This is a genomic window from Streptomyces sp. AC1-42W, from assembly GCF_003248355.1.
Lineage (GTDB): Bacteria > Actinomycetota > Actinomycetes > Streptomycetales > Streptomycetaceae > Streptomyces.
On record NZ_QKWY01000004.1, the window covers coordinates 39,859 to 61,686 of the forward strand.

Annotated in this window: 21 protein-coding genes and 1 pseudogene; 13 read left to right on the forward strand and 9 right to left on the reverse strand. The window is 71.3% G+C overall.

Going from position 1 to position 21,828, the window contains the following annotated elements; genetic code table 11:
* The 6 genes from DNK56_RS36405 to DNK56_RS34505 all read right to left on the reverse strand — a co-directional run bounded on the left by DNK56_RS36405 (window position 1) and on the right by DNK56_RS34505 (window position 6,645).
* Window positions 1-2,097 (reverse strand): hypothetical protein, encoded by a 2,097-nt coding sequence (locus DNK56_RS36405; RefSeq protein ID WP_111340000.1) that lies wholly within the window; start codon window positions 2,095-2,097, stop codon window positions 1-3.
* A 355-nt stretch (window positions 2,098-2,452) separates the two neighbouring features.
* The gene (locus DNK56_RS34485; RefSeq protein ID WP_111340001.1) at window positions 2,453-4,201 is read right to left on the reverse strand and encodes a DUF2637 domain-containing protein; all 1,749 of its coding nucleotides are present in this window, start codon (window positions 4,199-4,201) and stop codon (window positions 2,453-2,455) included.
* Complete coding sequence (locus DNK56_RS34490) at window positions 4,198-4,458, reverse strand: hypothetical protein (RefSeq protein WP_241990241.1); 261 nt, start codon at window positions 4,456-4,458, stop codon at window positions 4,198-4,200. The genes DNK56_RS34485 and DNK56_RS34490 overlap by 4 nt, the downstream gene beginning before the upstream one ends.
* Before the next feature lie 207 nt (window positions 4,459-4,665).
* On the reverse strand, window positions 4,666-4,863 hold the full coding sequence (locus tag DNK56_RS34495; RefSeq protein ID WP_111340003.1) for a hypothetical protein: 198 nt from the start codon (window positions 4,861-4,863) through the stop codon (window positions 4,666-4,668).
* 148 nt (window positions 4,864-5,011) lie between these two features.
* Window positions 5,012-5,311, reverse strand: coding sequence for a WhiB family transcriptional regulator (locus tag DNK56_RS34500; RefSeq protein WP_111340004.1), 300 nt, complete (start codon window positions 5,309-5,311; stop codon window positions 5,012-5,014).
* 515 nt (window positions 5,312-5,826) lie between these two features.
* Window positions 5,827-6,645 (reverse strand): hypothetical protein, encoded by an 819-nt coding sequence (locus tag DNK56_RS34505; protein ID WP_111340005.1) that lies wholly within the window; start codon window positions 6,643-6,645, stop codon window positions 5,827-5,829.
* A 344-nt stretch (window positions 6,646-6,989) separates the two neighbouring features.
* Between DNK56_RS34505 and DNK56_RS34510 the strand changes: the two genes are divergently transcribed.
* The 7 genes from DNK56_RS34510 to DNK56_RS34540 all read left to right on the forward strand — a co-directional run bounded on the left by DNK56_RS34510 (window position 6,990) and on the right by DNK56_RS34540 (window position 15,749).
* A complete protein-coding gene (locus DNK56_RS34510) occupies window positions 6,990-8,309 on the forward strand; it encodes a GNAT family N-acetyltransferase (RefSeq protein WP_111340006.1) in 1,320 nt (439 codons plus the stop codon).
* A 121-nt stretch (window positions 8,310-8,430) separates the two neighbouring features.
* The gene (locus DNK56_RS34515; RefSeq protein ID WP_111340007.1) at window positions 8,431-9,864 is read left to right on the forward strand and encodes a helix-turn-helix domain-containing protein; all 1,434 of its coding nucleotides are present in this window, start codon (window positions 8,431-8,433) and stop codon (window positions 9,862-9,864) included.
* Between the two features lie 4 nt (window positions 9,865-9,868).
* Window positions 9,869-10,549 (forward strand): RibD family protein, encoded by a 681-nt coding sequence (locus DNK56_RS36625; RefSeq protein ID WP_111340008.1) that lies wholly within the window; start codon window positions 9,869-9,871, stop codon window positions 10,547-10,549.
* 35 nt (window positions 10,550-10,584) lie between these two features.
* Complete coding sequence (locus DNK56_RS36630) at window positions 10,585-11,010, forward strand: deaminase (protein WP_342211097.1); 426 nt, start codon at window positions 10,585-10,587, stop codon at window positions 11,008-11,010.
* Window positions 11,011-12,021: 1,011 nt separating this feature from the next.
* On the forward strand, window positions 12,022-14,229 hold the full coding sequence (locus DNK56_RS34530) for a hypothetical protein (RefSeq protein WP_241990242.1): 2,208 nt from the start codon (window positions 12,022-12,024) through the stop codon (window positions 14,227-14,229).
* A complete protein-coding gene (locus tag DNK56_RS34535) occupies window positions 14,226-15,044 on the forward strand; it encodes a DUF721 domain-containing protein (protein WP_241990243.1) in 819 nt (272 codons plus the stop codon). Before DNK56_RS34530 ends, DNK56_RS34535 begins: the two co-directional genes overlap by 4 nt.
* Before the next feature lie 60 nt (window positions 15,045-15,104).
* Window positions 15,105-15,749, forward strand: coding sequence for a hypothetical protein (locus tag DNK56_RS34540; protein ID WP_111340010.1), 645 nt, complete (start codon window positions 15,105-15,107; stop codon window positions 15,747-15,749).
* Window positions 15,750-15,764: 15 nt separating this feature from the next.
* On the opposite strand, the gene DNK56_RS34545 is transcribed toward DNK56_RS34540, so the two are convergent.
* The gene (locus tag DNK56_RS34545) at window positions 15,765-16,067 is read right to left on the reverse strand and encodes a UTRA domain-containing protein (protein ID WP_111340011.1); all 303 of its coding nucleotides are present in this window, start codon (window positions 16,065-16,067) and stop codon (window positions 15,765-15,767) included.
* A gap of 254 nt (window positions 16,068-16,321) precedes the next feature.
* Between DNK56_RS34545 and tap the strand changes: the two genes are divergently transcribed.
* The 5 genes from tap (at window position 16,322) to DNK56_RS34570 (ending at window position 20,218) form a co-directional block, all read left to right on the forward strand.
* Window positions 16,322-18,442 carry a telomere-associated protein Tap gene (gene tap, locus DNK56_RS34550; RefSeq protein WP_111340012.1) on the forward strand — a complete coding sequence of 707 codons (2,121 nt, stop codon included), beginning with the start codon at window positions 16,322-16,324 and terminating at the stop codon, window positions 18,440-18,442.
* Between the two features lie 3 nt (window positions 18,443-18,445).
* Complete coding sequence (gene tpg, locus DNK56_RS34555) at window positions 18,446-19,003, forward strand: telomere-protecting terminal protein Tpg (protein ID WP_111340013.1); 558 nt, start codon at window positions 18,446-18,448, stop codon at window positions 19,001-19,003.
* 14 nt (window positions 19,004-19,017) lie between these two features.
* On the forward strand, window positions 19,018-19,578 hold the full coding sequence (locus DNK56_RS34560) for a hypothetical protein (protein WP_111340014.1): 561 nt from the start codon (window positions 19,018-19,020) through the stop codon (window positions 19,576-19,578).
* Between the two features lie 77 nt (window positions 19,579-19,655).
* The gene (locus DNK56_RS34565) at window positions 19,656-19,961 is read left to right on the forward strand and encodes a DUF6247 family protein (protein ID WP_111340025.1); all 306 of its coding nucleotides are present in this window, start codon (window positions 19,656-19,658) and stop codon (window positions 19,959-19,961) included.
* Window positions 19,958-20,218, forward strand: a complete 261-nt coding sequence (locus DNK56_RS34570; RefSeq protein WP_111340015.1) for a hypothetical protein — start codon at window positions 19,958-19,960, stop codon at window positions 20,216-20,218. The genes DNK56_RS34565 and DNK56_RS34570 overlap by 4 nt, the downstream gene beginning before the upstream one ends.
* Before the next feature lie 122 nt (window positions 20,219-20,340).
* Here DNK56_RS34570 and DNK56_RS34575 read toward each other — a convergent pair whose 3' ends face one another.
* Both DNK56_RS34575 and DNK56_RS34580 read right to left on the reverse strand, forming a co-directional pair.
* A complete protein-coding gene (locus tag DNK56_RS34575) occupies window positions 20,341-20,844 on the reverse strand; it encodes a hypothetical protein (RefSeq protein WP_241990244.1) in 504 nt (167 codons plus the stop codon).
* Window positions 20,845-20,964: 120 nt separating this feature from the next.
* A complete protein-coding gene (locus DNK56_RS34580; RefSeq protein ID WP_111340016.1) occupies window positions 20,965-21,261 on the reverse strand; it encodes a hypothetical protein in 297 nt (98 codons plus the stop codon).
* 159 nt (window positions 21,262-21,420) lie between these two features.
* Here DNK56_RS34580 and DNK56_RS36415 point away from each other — a divergent pair.
* Window positions 21,421-21,828 (forward strand): annotated as a pseudogene (locus DNK56_RS36415) (hypothetical protein); the annotation flags it as partial.

Genomic DNA, 21,828 nt, shown 5'->3' on the forward strand with positions numbered 1-21,828 from the left:
TCAGCGGGGGGTGTTCCACATGGACTCGGCGGCCGGGCCCTTGCGGGGGTTGGTGTTGTGGCTGATCTCCAGGCGGTGGTCCTCGAGGAACAGCTTCGCGGCCATGTCGGCGTCGTCGGCCGCCGCCCGGATCATCTGGACCAGGGTGCCGAGCTCGTCGGTGACGCGGTCGTCGACCGGGTACAGGTCGCGGGTGCGCTGGTGCAGCGCCTCGATCGCGTCGGCCAGGGCGTTCAGCCCGTAGCCGATGCCCTGGTACTCGGAGCCGACCTGGAGCATGTGGACCGGGTCGAAGGTCCGGTAGAGCACGGCCATCAGGACGCACCCGGACTCGATCCGGCCCGGCTGGAACATCGCGGCCTCGGACGCGGACGACCCGTTCGGGGTGACGTTCCACATCCACTCGTTCGTCCTCGGAGCGACGATCCGCTCGATGTCGAAGGCGTGGGCGAAGCGGAACAGGGCGACCATGTTCTCCGCACGGGAGGCGGCGTTGACCATCCGCTGGTACGCCTCGGTCAGCTTGGCGATGGCCCGCTTGCTGCACGGGTACTTCTGGTCGGAGTTGACGGCCATCTGCTGCACGGCCATCGCCGCGGCCCGGATGCCGTTGGGCAGGCCCGCGTACTCGGCAGCGACCTCCATCATGCTGGTCGGGCTGTAGCCGGTGTACGCGGAGTGCGTCGCCCGCATGGCGAGGGCGAACTTGGAGTTGTTGCCGTCCAGCACGGTGGTGCCGGCGGCGAGAGAGGGTCCGGTCATGGGGTCGGTGTCCTTCCGGGGGTCGTTGACGGTGAGGTTGAGCTGGTCCGCCTTGGCTTCCTTGTCGTGGCGGGCCTTGGAGCGGCGGAAGAAGAACCGCCAGATCCGTCCGGCGATCCGGACGGGGAAGGCGAACCCGGCGAGCGGGTCGCGGTGCTTGGTGAGCAGGCGCCAGGTGCCCCACAGGATTCCCAGCGGCAGCGTGAGGAGCCCGGCGAGTCCGGCGAGGAATCCGGCTCCGGCGCAGCGTGCCCAGTGCCCGAGCTTGCGGGCGGCGGTGCGGCGCATCCGGTAGAGGCGGCCCGATGCCGAACCGGCCTTGGTGCCGGAACCGCTGGAGCCGCCGGACGTGCCGCCCTTGCCCTTCTTGGAGCGGCGCAGCTTGCCCGCCCAGCCGCGCATCTTCTGCATCGCGCGCCCGAGGCGGGACTTCGCCGGGGTGGTGCCCTTGCCGCTGGAGCCCGACCCGGAGCCGGAGCCGCTGGAGCCGCCGGAGGAACCGGCGCTCCCGGTGCCCGAGCCGCCGCCCTTGCGGCGCATCTTGTTGCCCCAGCCCTTGAGGGTCTGCCACGCCTTGCCGGTGCGGGACTGCTGACCGGCGCCGGCCTTCCCGCCGCCGCTGCTCCCGCCGGGGCCGTTCTTGCCGCCGGTGCCCTTGGGGGTGTTGGCGGCGGGGCTGGTGGCTCCGCCGCCCAGGCCGCCCTTGCCGCGGCCTCCGCCCTTGCCGAGCAGGCCGCCCAGGCCGCGCCCGTTCTTCCCGGACCCGGACCCGCCGGTGCCGCCGCCTGCGGCGTGACGGCCGCCGCCGGGACGCCGTTCAGCGCCCTTCCCGGTGCCGTTCATCTTGCCGCCGGTGCCGTTCAACCGGCCGCTGCGGTTGTTCATCCGGCCGCCCCCGGCGCCGCCGCCGCCCGACCGGCCGCGACCTCCGCCGCGTCCGAGCAGACCGCCCTTGCCCGCACCCCCGCCGGCCCGGCCGGAGCCGCCTCCGGAACGGTTCGCGGCAGCGGCCTTGCGGGCGGCGGAGACTTTCGAGCGCTTCTTGCGACCGGCCAGTGCGGCAGCGGCGACAGCCACTCCGGCCGCGCCCGCGGCGATGAGTCCGGGCACTCCGGCGACGCCGTAGGCGATGCCCGTGGCGATTCCGGTTGCGTTCGTGCCGTGGACAAGAAGCGGCAGCGCCTGGGGGCGCCCGCGGCTGGTCTTCTTCTGCTCCGGGGCCGGGTCCGTGGTCTCCGAAGGCTCGGTGACCACGGTGTACTCGGCGGTGTCGGTGTCCTCGGTGGTGGTGCCGCCGGCGGTGGTGTCCGGGGGCGCGGTCGCGGTGTCTGCCACGACGAATCTCCTCACAATGCGTAGCGGAGAGGAGAGGCGAGGCGACGCGAGGTGAGGCAGAGGCCCCCCGTCACCCCCGGTTGGAGGGCTCAGCAGGGGGCTGGGAGGGGGTTTCCCCCTCGCCTCGCCTCGCTTCGCCTCGCCTCGCCGCTACTTTCCGTAAACGGCGGGGTCGGGGGTGCAAAAGGTGCTTTCCGGGCCGCTGGTCGGGCCGGATCGTGCTGGGTGGAGCGGGTGAAGCGGTCGGCCTGGCGGCCGCGGCCGACCCCCGCAGCCACCCCGTCCGGCGGTGTGCCGGAGGGGCGTTGCGAGGGGCGACCGTGTGGGCCAGGAAGACCTTCGAGCAGGTTCCGTTTCAGGCTGCGGCCTGCTCCGGAGCCTCGGTGCCGCCGCCGTTGAGGAGATCGACGGCGCGGGTCTTGCGGTCCTGCGCGGAGCCGGTGGAGATGCCCAGCTCGTCGGCGATGACGCGGACGGTGACCGCGCTCTCGCCCCGGGTCTGGATCATCGCGACGACCCTCTGCACGTCCCAGTCGACCTGGTTCATGCGGGCCAGGGCGGCGGCTTCGACCGCACGGGCCTCGTGTTCAGCGGCCTGCGCACGGCGTTCCGCGGCCTCTTCGACCGCAGCCTCCTCGCGGGCCTTGGAGAGGGCGATCTCCTCGGCGTCGCGCTGCGCCTCCAGGTCCTTGTTCACCGTCGCGGCGCGGTGTTCAGCCTCCTTCCGCTCGTGTTCAGCGGCCTCTTCGAGGGCCTTCTTCTCTTCGGCCAGGGCCCGCGCCAGACGCTGCTGCTGCTCCGCGAGGCCGGCCTTGCGGGCGGCCTCGTCGCGCTGGGCTCGGGCGGCGGCATCCGCCTGGATCCGGCGCTCTGCCTCGGTGGCCTCCGTGGCCATCTGCTGCTTCTCCAGACCCCAACTGGCCTGCACCTTCTCCCGCTCGATCTGGGCGAGGGTGCGGCGCTTCTCGGTCTCGTCGGCGAGCTCCTGCGCTTCGGCCGCCGCCTTGTCCTCAGCGAGCTTGAGCGCGTGCTGGCGCTTGGCCTCACGGAGTTGAGCATCGGCTTCGGCGCGCTGAATCTCCGCCTGAGCCTCCCGTTCCGCTTCGGCTTTCGCGATCTTCAGCTGACCCTCGGCGCGGATCTTGTCGACCTCCGCCTGAATGCGAGCGGCTCCGAGTTGAACATCGGTCTTCACTCGCTGAATCTCGGCCTCGGCACGCTGAACGGCGGCCTGCGCCTCCCTCTCGATCCGCTTGGTCTCCTCCTCCAGCGGCACCGCGAGGGCACGCTCCACGCTGAACCCGAAGGGCGCCAACTTGAACGGCAGCATCTCGTTCGCCGTCGCCGCCTTCCGCCAGCCCCGCTCGTCGTCGTCGTACTTCTGACGCAGGCCCTCGCGGTAGATCCGCAGCTGCTGGAACTGAGCGGCGACCTCCTTGTAGGGGAGGTTGTAGAGCCGCATCCGGCGGGCCAGGCGGGGCGTGGTCAGCGGGGAGAGGATCCACCGGGTCAGCGGGACCGACCCGAGCGGGGCTTCGCCGGCCAGCAGGTCGGCCATCCGGCCGATGTAGTGGCGGGCGGCCTCCACCGCGATGATGAACAGCACCGGGATGACGCCGTGCATGGAGGCCGCGAGCGGGTCGGCCGTCCACGGCCCCTTGGGCGCGGCGGCGTTGAACGCCACCGTGGCGGCGGTCAGCCCGTGGGCGGCCCAGCGCAGGATCGGCAGCGGCATCCGCTTGCGCATCATGTAGAGGTCGAGCGCCAGGAGCACGAGGATGCCGGCGTCGATGCCGATCGGGAACGCGTAGGAGAAGAGACCGAAGTCCTTGCTCTCCGCGAGGTTCTTGAGCGTGGTGTAGGAGCCGGTGAAGCCGATGGCGGCGAGCACCAGGCCGCCGACTCCGGCGAAGACGGCGATCAGCCGCATGGTGCGCGGGTCGCGGTCCGGCTCGGTGCCGGTCGCCGGGGCCTCGTCGTGCTCCAGCTCCTGGACGTCGTTGTGGTCGGGGTGGTCGGCCAGGGCGGGGACGTCCCAGGAGTGCGGGTCGTCGTCGCCGTCCGGGCGGATCACGTCGGGCTTGCGGAAGTCGACGGCGGTCATGTGGTGCTCTCCGGGTCGTCGGTCGGGATGAACGGCTCCAGGGCCATGCCCACGCACAGCCGGACCGCGCCGAAGACGGCGAGGCCGACGGCCAGGTGCAGGCAGGTGGGCCACAGGCCGTTCGCGAACAGGTCGAACAGGGCCAGGACGGTGGCGGCCACGGCGATGACCGTGGCCAGCAGCGCCGCGAAGGGGCTGTGTGCCACGTACGTGTCGTCCGTCGTCTTGTCGGGGGCCGGGGTTGTGGTTGTACTCACCGGGCACCCCCGCTGGTAGCGTTGGCCATGCGAATCGCTCCTTGTCAGCGGATCGCGAGAACAAAGGAGAGGCCCCCTCGCACGGGGCCTCTTTGCTTTGCCGAGCCGTTCCGGCTCTCCGACTCCGCCACGGCCTGGTCGGTCGTGGCGGAGCGGGAGAACCGCCGGCCCCGGCGCGGAGGTCGACTCCGGCCGGGGCCGCGGCGGTCAGTCGCGGTGCTCCTTGAGGTACTGGGCGAGCTGGATCTTCACGCTCGCCATGCCGGTGTAGGCGTTCATCGCCGCCCACACGCCGTGGTTCTTCTCGGCTTCCTTGAGCAGCCAGTACGCCTCGCTGACCAGCTCGTCGGGTTCAGCGTCGATGCGGCGCAGCGGGCTGGTCATGCGGGCGAAGATCCCGGCCATGGAGGACTCCTTCGAGGTCTGGCTCCTGGACTGTCACCAGGAGCAGGGGGCGGATCAATGGGGCAGCCCGGGGTGTGGGCGGCCGATGTGCGGCGGTGCTGCGGGGCGGGCGGCGAGTTGGCCGGCGCTCCCGCCGGACGGGAAGCGGTCAGGCGGCGGTGCGGGCGACCAGGCGGCGCATGGCGCGGCGGTCGCGTTCGTCCGTGCCGCCCCACACGCCGAACTCCTCTCCGCGCTCCAAGGCGCCCTCGAGGCAGGAGTCCTGGAGCGGGCAGCGACGGCAGATGGCCTTGGCCGTAGCCGCCTGGAAGAGGGCGCGCGTACCGTCACCGACCGGGAAGAACAGGTCAGGGTCCTCGCCCTCGCAGGCCGGGCGGGGCCGCTTGGGCCCGGCGGCCGTGGAGACCGAGTTGTAGTTCGCCGTGCGTACGATGGATCCGCGATTCATCAGGGCCTCCCAGAAGGTCCAGAGCGAGAGACAGCCCCGGGGTAGCCGCCCCGGGGTTGTTGCGTGTTGTGGCGGCCGGATGGCCGGAGCGTGCGGGAGTTCCCGGCGCTCTCCGCCGGCCCCGGCCGGGAAGGCGCGGGGACGACGGGCAGGGCCGGGTTCAGCACTGCTGGGACTTGCAGGCGGTCAGCGCCGGTTGTTCTCCGAGCGCTTGTTCTGTTCGGCGTTCTTCCGCGACAGCTCGTCGCGTTCGGCGTCGGTCAGGCTGGTGATCGCGTTCATCACTTGCCTCCCCTCGCCCGGCGCAACGCCTCGTCCATGTCCGGGTCCGAGTCGGTGTTGCCGAGCGGGCGTGCGATGCTGAGCTGCATCAGGTCCTCCAGTCAGGTCCTGGACAGCCCCGGGGCCCTAATCCCTGGGGCTGTCGTCGTTCTGGCTGCTGTACGAGCAGCCACGGCCCCGGCCTCCCCGCGGTGTGCGGGATGGCCGGGGCCGTGGGCGTTCGTGCGCTCGCCTTACCTGCTGAGCTGCTCCACCTTCGTGGCGAGCAGCGTGATCGCGCACATGAGGTCGGCGCGCTCCCAGTCGTTCAGCTGCGGGCCGTCGGCCTTCTTCGGCGTGAGCGACTGGAGCATCGCGACCAGCGCGTCGTGGGCCCGCTGGATGTCGGCCCGGCGGACCGAACTGGCGGTCGACGCCCACTGGAGTTCGCGCAGCAGCCACAGCCCCTGCTCACGCTGTTCGGCCAGTCCTTCGCGGACCGTGAGGGCCGCGCGGCGGGCGGGCTCGGTGCGGCGCTTGTGCGCGACCAGGTGGGCGAGCCTGCCGCCGTCGGTGCAGCGGGTGCGGCCGGACGGGGCGCAGGTCGCGCAGTTCCTGGTGTGGGCCTCGTACATCTTGAGCGCGGCCTTGGCGTCCAGGAGCGGCGACAGGATCTGCATGACGGCCGGGGCGACCGCGGTCTTCGGCTTCCGTGTGACGCGGTTCGAGCGGCGCCCGTTGGTCTCCGCGCCGCCTTCCTGCAGCCGCCGCTCCCACACCTCGAACTTCACGTTGACGATGACCTGTCGATTGCTGCCCGAGCAGCGGATCGGCGCGTCCTCGTGGGCGGTGCCAGCGTGGTGCGGGACAAGCTTGTGGACCTTGGCCTGGATGCCGGTGATGGGCACCCAGGTGTTGCAGTCGGGGCAGATCAGCGAGGCGCAGTGGGGGCGGAGGTCGTACTGGTGGGGGCGGAGGATGGAGAGGGTGAGCGCCTCGCGGAAGCTGACCTTCTTGGTGCGGGTCCGGCTCTTCCGGAGACGGGCGGTGGGTTCCATGGTCGAAACGGACATGCGGCGCTCCTTGTGTACGGAGGGGCAGGGGGTGCGTCGCGGTGCTCTCTCCGTCCGTCAGGCCGCTCGGGAGACCTGGCGTCCTGACGAAGGGACAGCGCATCTGCGCTGCGACGTACACGCAGGTCAGTCGAGAAACCCGGGGGATTTGGTGGTGCTATCGACCCCGGCCGCCCCGTGAGGAGCAGACGACTTACTGCGGTGGTGCTGGTGAAGGGCTTCAGGTAGTCGACTTACATTGACTACTCAATGCCCGACGCAATGAAGCATGCACGGCGCGCGACACGGGGTCAAGCCCCTTCGCCTACATTGACTAGTCATTCCCGGGCATGTAGACATCTCCCATGGCAGTCAGTGGCAGGGCACGGGCCCTCTATCAGCGCATCGCGGACAGACTCCGCGCTCAGATCACCGACGGGACCTTGGCCCCGGGTGACCGGCTGCCGACCGAAGCAGAGATCGCGGCCGAATGGGACACCACCCGTTCGACGGCCGTGCAGGGACTGAAAGTCCTGGTCAACGAAGGTCTCATCATCAGCGACCGGCCCCGCGGCTACTTCGTCCGCAGTCGGCGACCGATGGTGTACCGACCGCAGGGCGAGTTCCGAAAGCGCCCGCTGTCGCCGGAGATGGACCAGTTCCTCACCCAGATGCACGAGGAAGGCCGGGAGGCCAGCCAGCACATCGAGGTGAAGGTGGAGACGCCCTCGCGACACGTCCGCGAGCGCCTCCAGATGAACGAGGGCGAGCTGGTGGTTGTCCGCCGGCGCGTCCGGTTCGTCGACGGCATCCCGTACAACACCAACGACAGCCACTTCCCGCTGTCCCTGGTCCAGAACAGCGAGATCATGAACCCGGACGACATCGCCCGCGGCGCAAACGTCGTCCTGGCGGAACTCGGCTACGAGCAGGTCCGCGCCCTTGATGAGCTGCACGTCCGGATGCCGACGCCCGAAGAGGCTGACCGCCTGCAGCTCGGCCCCGGTACGCCGGTCGCCGTACACCTGTGCACGGGCTTCACGAAGAACGGAAGGCCCGTCCGCGCGGTGGTCAACGTCCTGCCCGGCGACCGGCACGTCATCACCTACGAGCGCAGTCGGCCCCAGGTCGCGGACGCACTGACGATCCGTCCCGCCGTCGCCACCGACCTGCGTACGGTCATCGAGCTCTGGGAACACGCCGCCTCGTGGCTCAACAAGCGCGGCATCGACCAGTGGCAGTACCCGCCCCGCGAGGAACGCATCAAGGCGAACATCGAAGCCGGCGAGTGCTGGATCGTCGAAGTAGACGGTGCGCCGGTCGCGACCATCACCGTCGACGAGCACGCCGACCCTGACTTCTGGACCCCTTCCGAGGCCGACGACCCCGCGCTCTACGTGCACCGCATGGTCGTGCGTCGCGACGTAGCAGGCCAGGACCTTGGTTCGGCCATGCTCGACTGGGCTGGACGGGAAGCGCTCCGCCAGGGCAAGCAGCTGCTTCGCCTGGACGCGTGGCGCTCCAACGACGAGCTCCAGCGGTACTACAGCGACCGTGGATTCGTGCACGTCCGGACCGTAGAAGCGGCCGACCGCAGCAGCGGTGCCCTGTTCCAGCGCGCGGCCAACTACAGCCGTGGTGACGGACCTGAACTGAAGATCGAGCTGCCCGACAGCACTCACTGAGCAACACCCCCTCGCTGGGCTCGGAAACCGTTGCTTCGGTTCTAAGCCCGGGGAGCTGCAAGTTCCAGATCTGACATGTGGCCGGGCTAACTGGCCACATCAGCCACAGGATTGGGGCGAGATGGCACAGAAACCAAGGGAGCTGACGCCTTGGGTGTCGCCCCTGCACAACTGGGGCTACGAGCTGCGTGAGCTGCGGAATCTGCGCCGTCTCAGCCTGCGTGCCCTGGCCAAGCGGGCGATGGTTGACCACTCCCACCTGGGACGATTCGAGCGTGCTGAGCGCATGGCCACCCGCGCGCAGGCCGCACAGCTGGACAGTGCGTTGGGAGCGAACGGCATGCTGCTCCGGCTGTGGGAGCGCATCGGAGACGAGCCTGGGCATGTGGCCAATCAGCCGGTTCATGTGGCCAAGTCATCGGTTGATCTGGCCCTGGCCATGCCGGACCAGGCAGCGTCGGACGATGAAGGGATCTCGGTCCCGTGTCGTCTACGTGATGGGTCGGTGGTCTGGGTGGCAATGAATCGGCGTGCGCTGCTGCGCACGGGGGTGGGGATCGGGGCGGCGGCCGCCGCAGGGATCGGTTCGCCGGCCTTTGCGGACTCGGGTGCCGTTCCGGGCCTGGTTCGCAAGGCTCGGGCCGCATCTGCGTACGGCTCGACACCGGTGGAGCACCTGCGCCGCACCCGCCGCCTGCTGATCGACAACGACAACCTGCTGGGCCCCTGGCACGCGGTCCGCGCGACACGCGATCACATCCAGGTCATCCAGGAGCTGCGTCGCGAGGCGAAGGGCGCCGACCGACGCGACCTGATGGAACTCCAGACGCAGTACGGCGAGTTCCTGTCCTGGCTCTACCAGGACCTGGGCGACCCGAAGGCGGCCTCGTACTGGCTGGACCGGGCGATGCAGTGGTCGCAAACGGTCGGTGACCAGGACCTGACCACGTACGTGATGGCCCGCAAGGCGCAGTTGGCCGGCGACATCGCGGACCTGGTCGACGTGGTCGACCTCGCGGAAGCCGCCCAGAACATGGCGCGGCCGCGCAGCCGGCTTGCCGCCGTTGCGCGCACGTACGAGGCGTATGGCCACGCGCTGCGCGGTGACGCTGACGAGAGCGAGCGGGCGATCGACGACGTCCGCAACGCCCTCGATGGCGCCGCCGCCGACCCCACCCCGTGGGGCGTGTGGCTGAACGCGTCGTACGTGGAGATTCACCGCGCCCAGGGCCTGGAGGCTCTCGGCAAGCACGACCAGGCCGCGGACGCGTTCGGCGCCGCCATCCGGATGATGCCCGACGGCTACCACCGCGACCGCGGCGTCTACCTGGCGCGGCAGGCCGTGGCGCTGGCCGGCGCGCGCGTCCCGGAGCAGGCCGCCGCCATCGGGATGCACGCGCTGACGGTGGCGGAGGACACGGGCTCCGGCCGGATCACCACCGAGCTCGCCCGGCTCGACAAGGCCCTGATCCCCTGGCAGCGCGAGCCGGTCGTGTCCGAGTTCCGCACCGCCTTCGACTCCACCCTCTTCCACGAGACAGAAACGGATGCCTGAGCAGATGACTGCCCGCCCGTACGTGCTGCTGTCGGCCGCCATGTCGGTCGACGGCTACCTGGACGACACCAGCCCCGAGCGGCTGCGCCTGTCCAACGCCGCCGACTTCGACCGCGTCGACCAGGTCCGCGCGGAGTCCGACGCGATCCTGATCGGCGCGAACACCATGCGCCGGGACAACCCGCGCCTGTTGGTCAACAGCGACGAACGCCGTGCTCAGCGCGTCGCCGACGGCAAGCCGGAGTTCCCGCTCAAGGTCACGGTCACCCGCACCGGCGACCTCGCCGCCGACCTGAAGTTCTGGCACCACGGTGGCGACAAGTTGGTCGTCACCGTCGACAGCGCGGTGGAGAAGGTGCGCGCGACGCTCGGGGACCTCGCCGACGTCGTCAGCGTCGGGCCCGACCTCGACTGGGGCTTGGTCCTCGATGAGCTCGGGCGCCGCGGCGTCAAGCAGCTGATGGTGGAGGGTGGCGGCACGATCCACACCCAGCTCATGGCCCAGGACCTCGCCGACGAAGTGCACCTCGCCATCGCGCCGCTGCTGGTCGGCCAGCCGGAGGCCGCCCGGTTCCTCGGAGCCGCCGACTACCCGGGCGGGTCGACCGCGCGGATGCAGGTCCTCGAGGTCCGCGCGATCGACGACGTCGTCCTCGTCCGCTACGCCCCGAAGGGACGCGCCTGATGTACGCGCCCGACCGATGGCAGGACATGCAGTGGATGAGGCGTGCCATCTCCCTCGCCGCGATGTGCCCGCCGGCCGCAGGTGCCTACTCGGTCGGGGCGCTCATCGTCGACGAGGACGGCAACGAGATCGCGGCCGGCTACTCCCGGGAGTCCGACCCGCGTGAGCACGCGGAAGAGGCCGCGCTCGGGAAGGCGGACCCCCGGCTCGTTGCCGGGGCGACGCTCTACAGCACGTTGGAGCCCTGCTCACAGCGGCATTCGCCGCGTACCCCGTGCGCACAGCGCATCCTCGAGGCGGGCATTCCGCGGGTGGTCATCGCCTGGCGGGAGCCGTCGCTGTTCGTCGACGACTGCATCGGCTACGAGCAGTTGGTGGAGGCCGGGGTCGTGGTCGTGGAACTGCACGAGCTGGCTGCGTCCGCGAAGGAAGTTAACGCGCACCTGGGCGGGCTGGCCTGATGCGGACTCAGCGACTTACCCACTGGGCGACCCACCTCGGTAACGAGTTTCCCGTCAAACGCCGCAATTCTTCCGGCATTCGGGACTTCTCGGGCCTGTTGCGTTTTCGACCCGCCTGTGTGTCGTCACAGGGGTTTAGGGTGATCACAGATGTGATCCTTAACGACGAGAACCCCGGGACCGGGCATGGTCCTCGGGGCCTCGTACGGGGCAATGCCTCGTTGGGCGACACCTGGAAAGGAGGTGATCGCGAAATGAAGAGTACCCGCGTCTGCGGAACTACACGCGCCGCAAGGCCGTTCCACCATCGCGATCACGCCATCGGGTGCGCGCCTGGACATGCTGACGCCAGCCTCCGGATTCAGGGGGTTGGGATGACCTAGCCGGCCATCGGCCGCGCGCGCCAAGAAGAGGCGGACTAGCCATCCCCTTCGGCCTCGCGCGGCCCGTCTACCGCCTGGCGGCAATCCCCCACCAGAGCGGTCCGCTCAGATCCCGGCTGTCACCGGTCCTGAGCCGCGGCTATCAAGCCGCATATCTCCCACTCGGCCCCTCATCAGGGCCATTTGCAACACCGGTCCCTAGCCAGGACCACAAGGGCCCCATCTGGGTCCAGCAGCAACACCCGCAGCACCGGTCCCTAGCCAGGACCAACACCTCGGTCGTTCCGAGGCCCCGCCAAGGGCTTCGAAACACCAGTTCGAAAACGCCACCAAACGAAAGGAGATCGCTTCTGGGCCTTCGTACTGCCCCGCCCACCACATGAGCCGTTGCGATCGCGCCCCCGCCAAGGGGCCCGTCCGCGTTGATCCATATGAAGGTTGGTCTCGCCATAATGCAGGAGCTTCGGTCGTCTTGTCAGGTCGACCACGACCAGGTCAGTACCCCCTTGGGGGTGATTACCGCAGGTTGTGGTGTCCCCCCTGGCGGGATTGTGACGTACATCACACCCCCCAACTGTCACACCGTTTACGACCGGTCGGCTGACCGCCTGACCTCGGGGATGTCCCTGTGAGCGCGGGAGCGGCGTCGGCCGCCGTGCTGGACCACGACTTCTGGGACGTCGTCGACAACTCCGTCGGCGTCCCGCCGGGCGGGAGCTCGCGGCGTCGGCTGCGGTCCGTCCCGGCCGGGCCGGTCCCGGAGCGGGCGGCGGGTCATCCGCTGTCGCTGGGGTCGGACGCGCGCGCCCGTCTGGGTGGTGCGGTGCGGATGCTGCTGGATGCGGCTGGCCTGGCCGGGGCGTCGGACGCGGTGCGCCTGGCGGTGCTGGTGCTGGCGTCGCGGACGCCGTCGGAGACCGGTGTGGTGGAGATCCGCACCTCCGAGCTGGGCCGGTGGATCGGGATGTCCGCGTCGTACACGGCTTCCGAGGTGGTGTCGGGGCTGCGCCGCTCCGGCGTGGTCTCCGTGGAGACGGCGCCGGGCGAGTACGGCCAGGACGACGGCCTGGAGTGCAAGGTGCTGCCGCTGTGGGCGGCGCAGGACGTCGTCGGGCACCCGCTGAACCTGGCGAAGAAGGAGTACGCCACCCTGTGGCGGCTGCTGGAGGCCGTGATGGGTCCGGGCTGGAAGCACCGGGACGGTTCGGTCACTCCGGCCGGGCTGATCGGTACGCGTACCGGTCGCGCCGCGGCGACGGACCGCCTCGCGCTGCTGCTCCTGGTCCTGGAGGCGCGGGAGACCGGTCGGGTGCGGCAGTGCGGCGGGACGGTGGACACCAAGCGCGGCCGCGCGGCGGCGACGGTAGCCCGGCTGCTCGGGTGCACGGCATCGGCGGGCGAGCGGGTGCTGGAGCGCCTGGAGGACCGCGAGCTGGTCCTGCGGGTGCGTCTGAAGACGGGCTCGGGCCTGCGGAACCGGTCGCGGCTGATGGTGCCGGCGGTCGCCGCCGCGCACGGCCGTACGGTCGCCGACGACGTCCAGGAGGACCGTGCGCAGGCCCCGGAGTCCGAGTTTTCAGACCCCGACGTTGCGGCAGGGGCTGGTGAGGCGCCGAAGACGGAGACGGAACCCCAGGTCAGCGGCGTGCCGGTGACGGATGTGGCGGATGTTGCAGAGCCCGACGTTGCGGCAGCCCTTCACACTGACCACCCTCACCTGGTTACTCCCGCCTCTTCACTTGCTCTCTCTGGTGGCTTTTCCGGCGAAGGCCGTGGTGGGTCCGGTGATCTGCCGGACCGCGCGTGCATGCGCGAGGACGGCGGCCCGCTGCGCGGGGAACAGCAGGAGAAGTCCCCGTCGATCAGCAGCGAGAAGCCCGGCCGCGGGCCGGTGACCGGTGCTCCGGTGCGCGTCGTGGACGGCGGGGGTCAGGGCAGGCAGCAGCGGGGGAGGGTGCCCCTGCCGCCGGAGGACCTGCGGGTTGTTCTGGCTCCGGTCGGCCTGGTCTGGGCGCGCCTGGAGCGTCGGGGCGCCCGGAAGCTGGTGGAGACCGCCGCTCGCAGCGAGCTGGCCCGGGTGATCGGCTTCGCCGGCCGTGCGGACGCCCCGCAGGTCCTTGCTGACCGGCTCGCCCGGCACCTGGAGACCCAGATGCGGCTGGGCAAGCCGATCGCGGACCCGGTGGGCTGGCTGATCGGTCTGGCCCTGCCCCAGCGTCAGCAGTGCGGCGACGTGCGGTGCGACGACCGGGTGCTGCTCGACTCCGGCCGGGACTGCCCGCGGTGCGCGGAGAAGCAGGACGACCGTCGCGACCAGCGCCGTGCGGTCGCGGCCGCCGTCGACGCCGCGATGCCCGGCGCCTCGGAGGCGGAGCGGCGGGCGGCGACCGAGCAGCAGCTGCACCAGGACGTGACGGCCAGGGCGTGGGCGAAGGCGTACGAGTGGGAGCAGCACCGGGCCCGGAAGGCCGCCGCAGCTCAGGCCCGCGCCGAAGCCGCAGCGGCCGTGCAGCCCGAGGACGTCGTCCCGGCCGCGCCGGTGGCCCCGGTCGTGCTGCCCGCGCCCCGTCCGGCCGCCGCCGTTCCCGCCCCGGAGCCGGAGACCGCCGACGTCGACGAGGACCAGGAGCTGGTCCTCGAGGACCTGACCCCCGACCAGGTACGCGACTGGCGGGTGCGCGCGATGAAGGACCACGACGTCGTCTTCGACCACATCGACCAATACGGCGAAACGTCGGCAAGGCGCCTGTTCAGCAACCGCCTGGTCGACGAAGCGCAGCGCCTTTCGGGCACGCACCACCTGGTCCTCGGGCACACCGCCTGGGGGCAGGCGTGAGCGGGGGCGAGGTGTCCGGGGTCGACCTGGCCCGGGTCGCGCTGCGGGCCGCGATGGAGCAGGCCCGGAAGAACGGCAGCGGCCAGAAGACGAAGAGGAAGCCGCGCACCGGTGCGACGGTGCGGCGAGACGGGCGCGAGCCGATGGGCCTCGGGGCGGCGATCGGCGCACTGGTCACCGAACGGGCCTGGGAGCTCCCGGCCGCCGGCGCCACCCTGCGGGAGCGGTGGGCGGCCATCGCCCCGGAGCTCGCCGGGCACGTCGTGGCTGTCGGCTTCGACGCGGACTCCGGCCGGCTCACCGTGTGCCCGGAGTCGTCGGCGTGGGCGACGAAGGCCCGCCTGGAGCAGACCCGCGTCGTCGCGGCCGCCAACAAGGCAGCGGGCCGTCAGGTCGTGAGCGCCCTGCGGATCCTGCCGCCCGGCGCCGTCCCGATGCCCGACCGCGCCGACGTCGCACCGGAGCCGGCCGCGCCCGCCGTGCCGGTGGAGCGCCGGCCGCCGCCGGACGGCTACCGCCGCGCGATCGATGCGCACCGCCAGGCCGCGCCGCCGTCCCGGGTGGATCCGGGGATCGCGGAAGCGGTGGAGCGGCAGACGAAGGCGATGCGCGAGCTGTCGCGCCGGGCGTTCCCCGAGCCCGACGTCGCCCCCGACGATGCGCCGGCCCCGATCGAGCAGGCCCGTGCCGAGCGCCGCCGCCAGGCCGCCGCGACCGAGGCCGCCGCCCTACGCCGTGCCCGAGCCGAGCGGTCTCGTAGTGCTCCAGGATCGACGTCGCTTCAGCAACAGACCTCAGTTAGCGAGGTGGCGTGAACACCCTCCGCTTCGGCGGACGCGTCTCTACCGTGATCGAGCATCTTCTTGGGAGGAACCTTGGAAACGCATCTGGCTTTCCCCGGACTGGATCTGCTGACCGCTGACGAAGCGGAGGCTCTGCGCGACTTGTTCTGTGCCTGCGCGGACCTGCATCACGAGCTCAGGAGCGCAAATGCTCAGGGGCACCGAGTGGACCAACTGCTCGGTAATGCCCAGCGGTACGGTGAAGGGCGCGCGTTCACCAGCCACGCCGACGCGCTGCTGGAGCTTGGGACGGCCACCGTCGACTACCTGCATGCTGTCGAGAGTCTGGCCTGGCGGCACACCAGCGCGTGCGTCGTGTTCGCGACCGCGCTCCTGGAAAGGCTGGCCCACGGCACTCCAGGGTTTTCGCCGGACGATCTGCGGCAGTTGACTGCCGAGCCGACCTTGAGCGACCTGCGCGCAGCACTGTCCATGCCAGGGGCGGTTCTCCTCCCCGGGAGCAGCGACGGACTGGTCCGTCAGTTCGATCGAGACCGGGAGAAGATGCTCATCGATGTGGAGTTCCTCGGTCGCGCAAGCCCGAAGGGCGCCCTCGACTGGCGCGTCACCGAGGAGCTGGATGCCGCCTCCTTCGGCGATCTGGAGCCCTGGTTCGCGTGGGCGGACCAGCTGGTGTCTCTGGAGATCGTCGTACGCGCCCGAAGCGACCGCCGCTAGGAAGGGCGGGGCCGGCTACTCGCGGCGCGCGAGCTCCTCGGCGGTGGGCACGTGGCGGGTGACGTGCGGCTGGCCGCTGTAGTCGACGGTGATCGTGTGCCGCAGGACGTCGTCGTCGGCGTCGTAGAAGATCTGCTCGATCTCCAGGCAGGCCCGGTCGGTGGAGATCCCGAAGTCGTGGGCCTCCTGCTCGTTCACCCGCCGGGCCCGGGTGCCGGTGACCATCCGCACCGTCCCGGCCGGCGCGCCCGGCGGCAGTTCGACAGCCCCCAGCTGCGCCCGTGTCGACCACGTCTGTGCCTCGCCCTGGTCCGCCATGGTCGCCACCGTAGCGAGCCCGGCCGCCCAGCGGTGCGATCTCTCGGCAACTCAGCCCGCCACCTATGTGCCTCACACGGCGTTTCCGCAGGTGGAGGCGGTGCGCGATGAGGCTGTCAGGTGTGAGCCAGGGCCTGCGGCGGACCCTTCGAGCCGTCCATTTCCCGCCCGATCAGTGAATCCGAACGGGTTAAAAAAGTGGGTTAAAGGCTAGGGTAAACAGTGCTAGGGTGAGGGCACGAAAGGAGATCGACATGGCATCCGAAGAGGAGCTGTTCGCGAACATCGACGCGCTGCTGGAGGAGGAGCCGCAGCTCCCGCCCCCGGCGGAGCGCGCCCGCCTTCGCGAGGCCGCCGGCATCACCCAGGCCCGCCTCGCGACCGCGCTGAAGTCGACCGTGCAGACGGTCAAGAACTACGAGAACGGCCGCTCCGAGCCGAAGTCGCCGCGCCTGGAGGCGTACCAGCGGCTCCTCAAGGGGTGGGCGGCGAAGTACCCCGCCCACGCGGCTCCCGCCGCCCCGGCCGTCGCGCCTCAGCCCGAGGTGCCGCAGACGTTCACCCGCGTGCCCACTGTGGAGCAGGACGAGGCGGAGCCCGACATCGGTGTTGCGGTGAAGCCGGTACCCGAGCGTCCTGCCCGTCCGGCCGCGCGCCCGGCGACGTCGTCCCGGCGTCCGGCGGCGAAGAAGGCCGCGAAGCCCGCGGTCGACCCGCGCTTCCCGCACGGCCCGCTGGCTGTGCTGGACGGTGACGGCTCCGCGTACGCGGTGGGCGGCGTCGTGCTGGACTGCCCGGCGACCACCGTTCCGGATCTGGTGGAGTGGACGCTGCGCGAGTCCGGTCTCGGCGCCGCCAAGCTCAACCGGTACGGCAAGGACAGCGACCCGCTGATCGTCCTCACCGCCGCGGCCGCCGTGAAGCTGGGGCTGCCCGAGCGCCTGGAGGGCCACGAGCAGCGCCGCTCCCTGCGCCTGCCGGAGGACCACCCGGTCGTCAAGCAGGTCGCGAAGGCGAAGTGGCAGCTGACCCAGCGGGGCTTCGGCCCGTGGGCGCGGATCTACCGCAAGGCGCAGGGCCGCGACCGCCAGTGCGTGCAGCTGGCGATCCTGTCCTGGGACGCCCTCGATGAGCGGTCCTGGCCCGGCGTCACCGACATGGAGCCGGCCGACATCGCCCGCGTCCTCGGCGTGTACGCCCAGCGGGTCATCACCCCGCGCGGCTCCACCGCCGTCTCCGGCCTGGAGCTGATGACGGCGCTGCGCCCGCCGACGAAGGCCGTGCAGGACCCGGCGACCGGGAACTGGGTGTCCGGCCACAACACGGGAAGCCTCGGCACCGAGCCGATGGACCCGGCGCCGCCGGAGGCCACCCCGGAGCACCCCGTCGTCGTGAACTCCGGCTGGACCGGCGGCTTCCTGAACGAGGAGGCGTACCAGTGGGTGCGGGACGTGGACACGCTCTCGGATGAGGAGTGCACCCTGCCGTGGGCGGTCGGCCTCGACCTGAACACGGCGTTCCTCGCCGCCGCGGCCCGCCTGGTCGTCGGCCTCAGCGCGCCCGACCACTTCCACGCCCCGAAGTTCAACCCGAAGATCCCCGGCTCGTGGCTGGCCGACCTGAGCCACATCGAGCTGGACCCGCGCCTGCCCAGCCCGTTCACCCCGGACGGCTCCCGCCCGACCGGCCCGGCCTGGTACCAGACGCACACCCTCGCCTACGCCCAGGAGCTCGGCTACGACGTGCACCCGATCGAGGCGTACCTGCGCCGCGAGACCGGCGCGTACCTCGACCCCTGGCACGACCGCCTCAAGAACGCCTACGTCGACACCCTCGCCGACATGGGCGTCACCCGGGACCTGTCCGACACCGAGTTCCTGGCGGCGATGGAGCACCACAAGGAGAAGGACCCGGGCCTGGCCGCCGTCCTGTCCGCGATCAAGGCCACGGTGAAGGGCGGCGTCGGCAAACTCCGCGAGCGCCCCCAGGGCAAGCACTACAAGGAGGGCGAGACGTGGCCGGCCCTCTCCCGGCCGACCTGGCGCCCCGACATCCGGGCCGCCGTCATCAGCAAGGCCCGGGTCAACATGCACCGCAAGCTCCGCAACATGGCGGACATGACCGGCCTGTACCCGCTGGCCGTGCTGTCCGACTGCGTCGTCTACCCGAGTCCGGGGACCTCCCCGCTCGACTTCCTCCCCTACGCCGCCTCGGGCAAGCCGCAGCCCGGCGGGTTCCGCCTCGGGCCCACGCCCGGCCTGGCGAAGCTGGAGGGCGTCCAGTCGATGCTGTGGGCGGTCGACCTGATGGAGAAGGGGCTGAACCCGGCCCGCCACATCAAGGGCGGCGACGCCGTCCTGGACGAAGGGGAGTAGCCGGTGGGGGAGATCGAGGACGCGATCGAGCGGGCCGACCGCGAGGCGTTCACCAAGGACCCGCCCAAGACCCTCAAGGGGCAGGTCGGGTTCCTGATCAAGCAGTTCGGCAGCGCGAAGGCCGTCGCCCAAGAGCTCGGGGTCACCGCCGACTCCGTCAACAGGTACAGGCGCGGCGCCCGCAAGCACGCCCGCGCCGACGTCGCCGCGAAGATCGACGACGCGGTGAAGGCCCGCTGGCAGCCGCTGGTGCGCAAGCGCCGGCAGAAGCAGGCCGCCGCGTCGGGCGGGATCACGGTGGAGACCCGGGCCCGGTTCGGCTACACGTCGTCCGCCGGATCGACCGACGACGGACGGTTCCGCCGCCTCACCGTGCACCTCCCCGCGACGTACGCGCAGCAGCTGTTCGACGCCCGCGACGCGGGGGCCAGCGACCAACAGATGCGCGGAATCATCGCCGAAGGGTTTAAGGAGGTCTATTTCCAGGACGGCGGCGGTCGCGCTATGGGACTGTCGGACGTAGAAATCAACGACATCGATTACCTCGATCTGGATTACTGATTAGGAGCGAATACGTGACCGCTGATTTTCCGCCCATCGACCGCGACAAGAGCCCGCTGTTCGACGCCGACCACGACCCGGTCCGGGTCGCCGACGCGCTGCGCCGCAGCCCGCACTTCGCGGCCGCGGACGCCGACCCGGGCGGCGACACGGTGTGGTTCACCACCGAGGCCGGCATCAACTACACGCTGACCTTCAAGGAGGCGGAGCCCACCGAGGACGACCTGCTGCCCGAGCCGGTGCTCACCGAGGCCATCGCCGCGGCGATCCTCAACCACCCCGGCTTCACCGTCGCGGACGCGGACTCGCCGCGTGAGGACACCATCACCATCCAGTCCCGCAACCAGGTGCGCCACCTCCTGGTCCTGGACGTCGACCGCGGCAACGCCCTCGCCCCGGAGGACCTGTCCACCCCGGCCGTCGACGTCGCCGCCGACAAGCTGCTCACCAGCGACCCGAGCGACTCGGAGCGCGCCACGGCCGAACTCCTCAACTACGTGGCCGCCACCTGGGACAAGCAGGACCTGCCGCTGCGCGAGCACGCCCAGGCCGTCGCCCGCACCCTGACCCGGTAGGAGGGGATCCGCCCATGACCGCATCCACGGCCACCCGGCGCGCGTACGGTGGGGGGAGGACCCGCCGGGAGGACACGATGAGCGCGCAGCCCGACCACGCACCCGTCACCGCCTACGCCCCCGCGCCCGGGGCGCCGGCCGAACTCCTCGCCCAGCTGCGCGCCGACAAGCGCGCGGACCGCTGGGTGCCGGCCTTCGAGCGCGAGTGGTCGGCCGCCCTCGAGGAATCCCGCCGCACGTTCTCCCTGGCCGGGCTCTACGAGGTCGTCCAGGACTGGCAGGGCCGCCTCGCGCACGCCCCGGCCGTCGACGCGTTCGTCGCCTCCGGGTACGACGACAGCGACGCCGTCGACCTGGCGGAGCTCCGCCGACGTCGCGGGTGAGCCCGTCGCCGTACGCGGTCCGCGTTTCCGCCCCGGCCGCCAAGGTCCTCGACGCGCTGCCCGAGCACGCGGCGGACACGGTGTGGGACATCCTCGCCGCGGCCGCCGACGATCCGTTCGGCTTCCGGCAGTTCGACACCGACGACGACGAGGGCGAGGACGTCCGCTACGCGGCCGTCGGCCAGCTCTCCGTCACCTACTGGGTCAACCGGCCCCTGCACAGCCTGACCGTCCTGAACATCGTCTGGCTCGGGTAGCCACCCCTGGCAACGGCCCGGCCCCGGCATTGCAGCTGCCGGGGCCGGGCCGTTGCGCATCGTAGCCACCGCCGTATCCACCCGTTGCCACCCGGCGGCAACGCGTATCCGCCCGGCAGTTGTCACCAGGCGCCGCGCGGGCGGTCGGCACCGAGCTGCACCTCGCGCCGGCACTCCGGGCACTCCGGCAGCCCCTCCACCCGGCGCGGCCGGTCGCCCTTCGCCCAGCTGAACCCGCACAGCGCCGTGTTCGAGTAGTGCTGGACCTGGTCGTCGTCGGAGGCGTGTGAGCCGTAGCCCGGCACGTTCCAGGTGAACGTCGCCTCCCCGTCGTACGGGCCGCCCTCGGGCCACTCGTAGACCGGCTCGGTGGTCGTGCAGCGCATCCGCAGGTCAGGCCCCGTCCACTTCTTGCCGTGGATGATCTCCGCAGCGGCGTCGGCCGCGTCCGCGAGGCGCTCGAAGGACAGGTCGAAGTCGTGCATGTGCTTCCACCGGCCGGGCCGCTGCTCGCGCATCAACGAGCGGAACATCAGCAGCAGCCGCGCCAGGTCGTGCTGATCGACCCGGACCGTGTTCGTCTCCGCGTCGAACCCGTACGTCGGGTCGTGGGGCTTCTTCGGCATCGGTCCTCGCTCGCGTCGCTCCAGCGGCCAGCACCCGCCACAGGGCGGCCGGGTGCTCAACGACCCCGGCCCGCCGGAGCCACGCCGACTTCCGCCGTCCGTGCGCCGACCGCCCGCGGCTCAGGCCGGCGGCACGGCGCCGGGCAGCTCCCCGGCGAACTCCCACCACTGCTCGATGGTCCACACGGCGACGCTGGAGCGGTCGGTGGACATCCGCAACCAGACCTCCTCGCCGCCGGGCAGGAGCGCCACCTCCAGGTGCGCCTCCTCCCACGTGCCCACCGGGTACATCCACTCCAGGCCGTCGTTCGGCCAGGTCCGCATCGCCACCGTGCGCACGCTCAGCGCCACGGCGAAGGCGTCCAGCGCCGCCTTCGGTATCCGCACCTCCGCCGGCTCCCGCTCGATCCCCGCCACCGGGCCCCCTTCGCCTCGTGCGGCGGGCCCGCGCCCGCCGTCGCGGATCAGCGTGACAGACCCGCCCCGAGCCCGGTGTCACGCTGTGAGGCTAGGAGACTCACAGGCCGTTTCCCCAGGTGCACGGGGTGAACTGTGAGGCTGTGAGGGTGTGAGGGTGTGAGACGGAGCTCGCGCCCCGTGCTCCCGCACGCCCTGGTGGTGCCCGCCGACGCGGAGGACGATGGAGTCGTGGGCGAGGACAACGAGGACCAGGAGCACGGCGTCGAACCGGCCCGGCCGCCGCTGAGCGAGGCCCGCGCCCGGGAGATGACGGCCGGGCTGCGCGAGGCGATGGACGACGTCCGGCGCTCCGTGGCGAGCTTGGCCGCCCGGGTCCGCGACGCACACGCCGCCCGCGTCTGGGTGCCGCTCGGGCACTCCAGCTGGGAGTCGTACTGCCGGGCGGAGTTCGGCATCAGCCGCGCCCAGGCGTACCGGCTCCTCGATGTCGCCCGCGCGCTCGCCGCGATCCACGACGCCGTCACCGCCGGCCCCGAGACGTCTCGCACGCGAGACAACGACCCC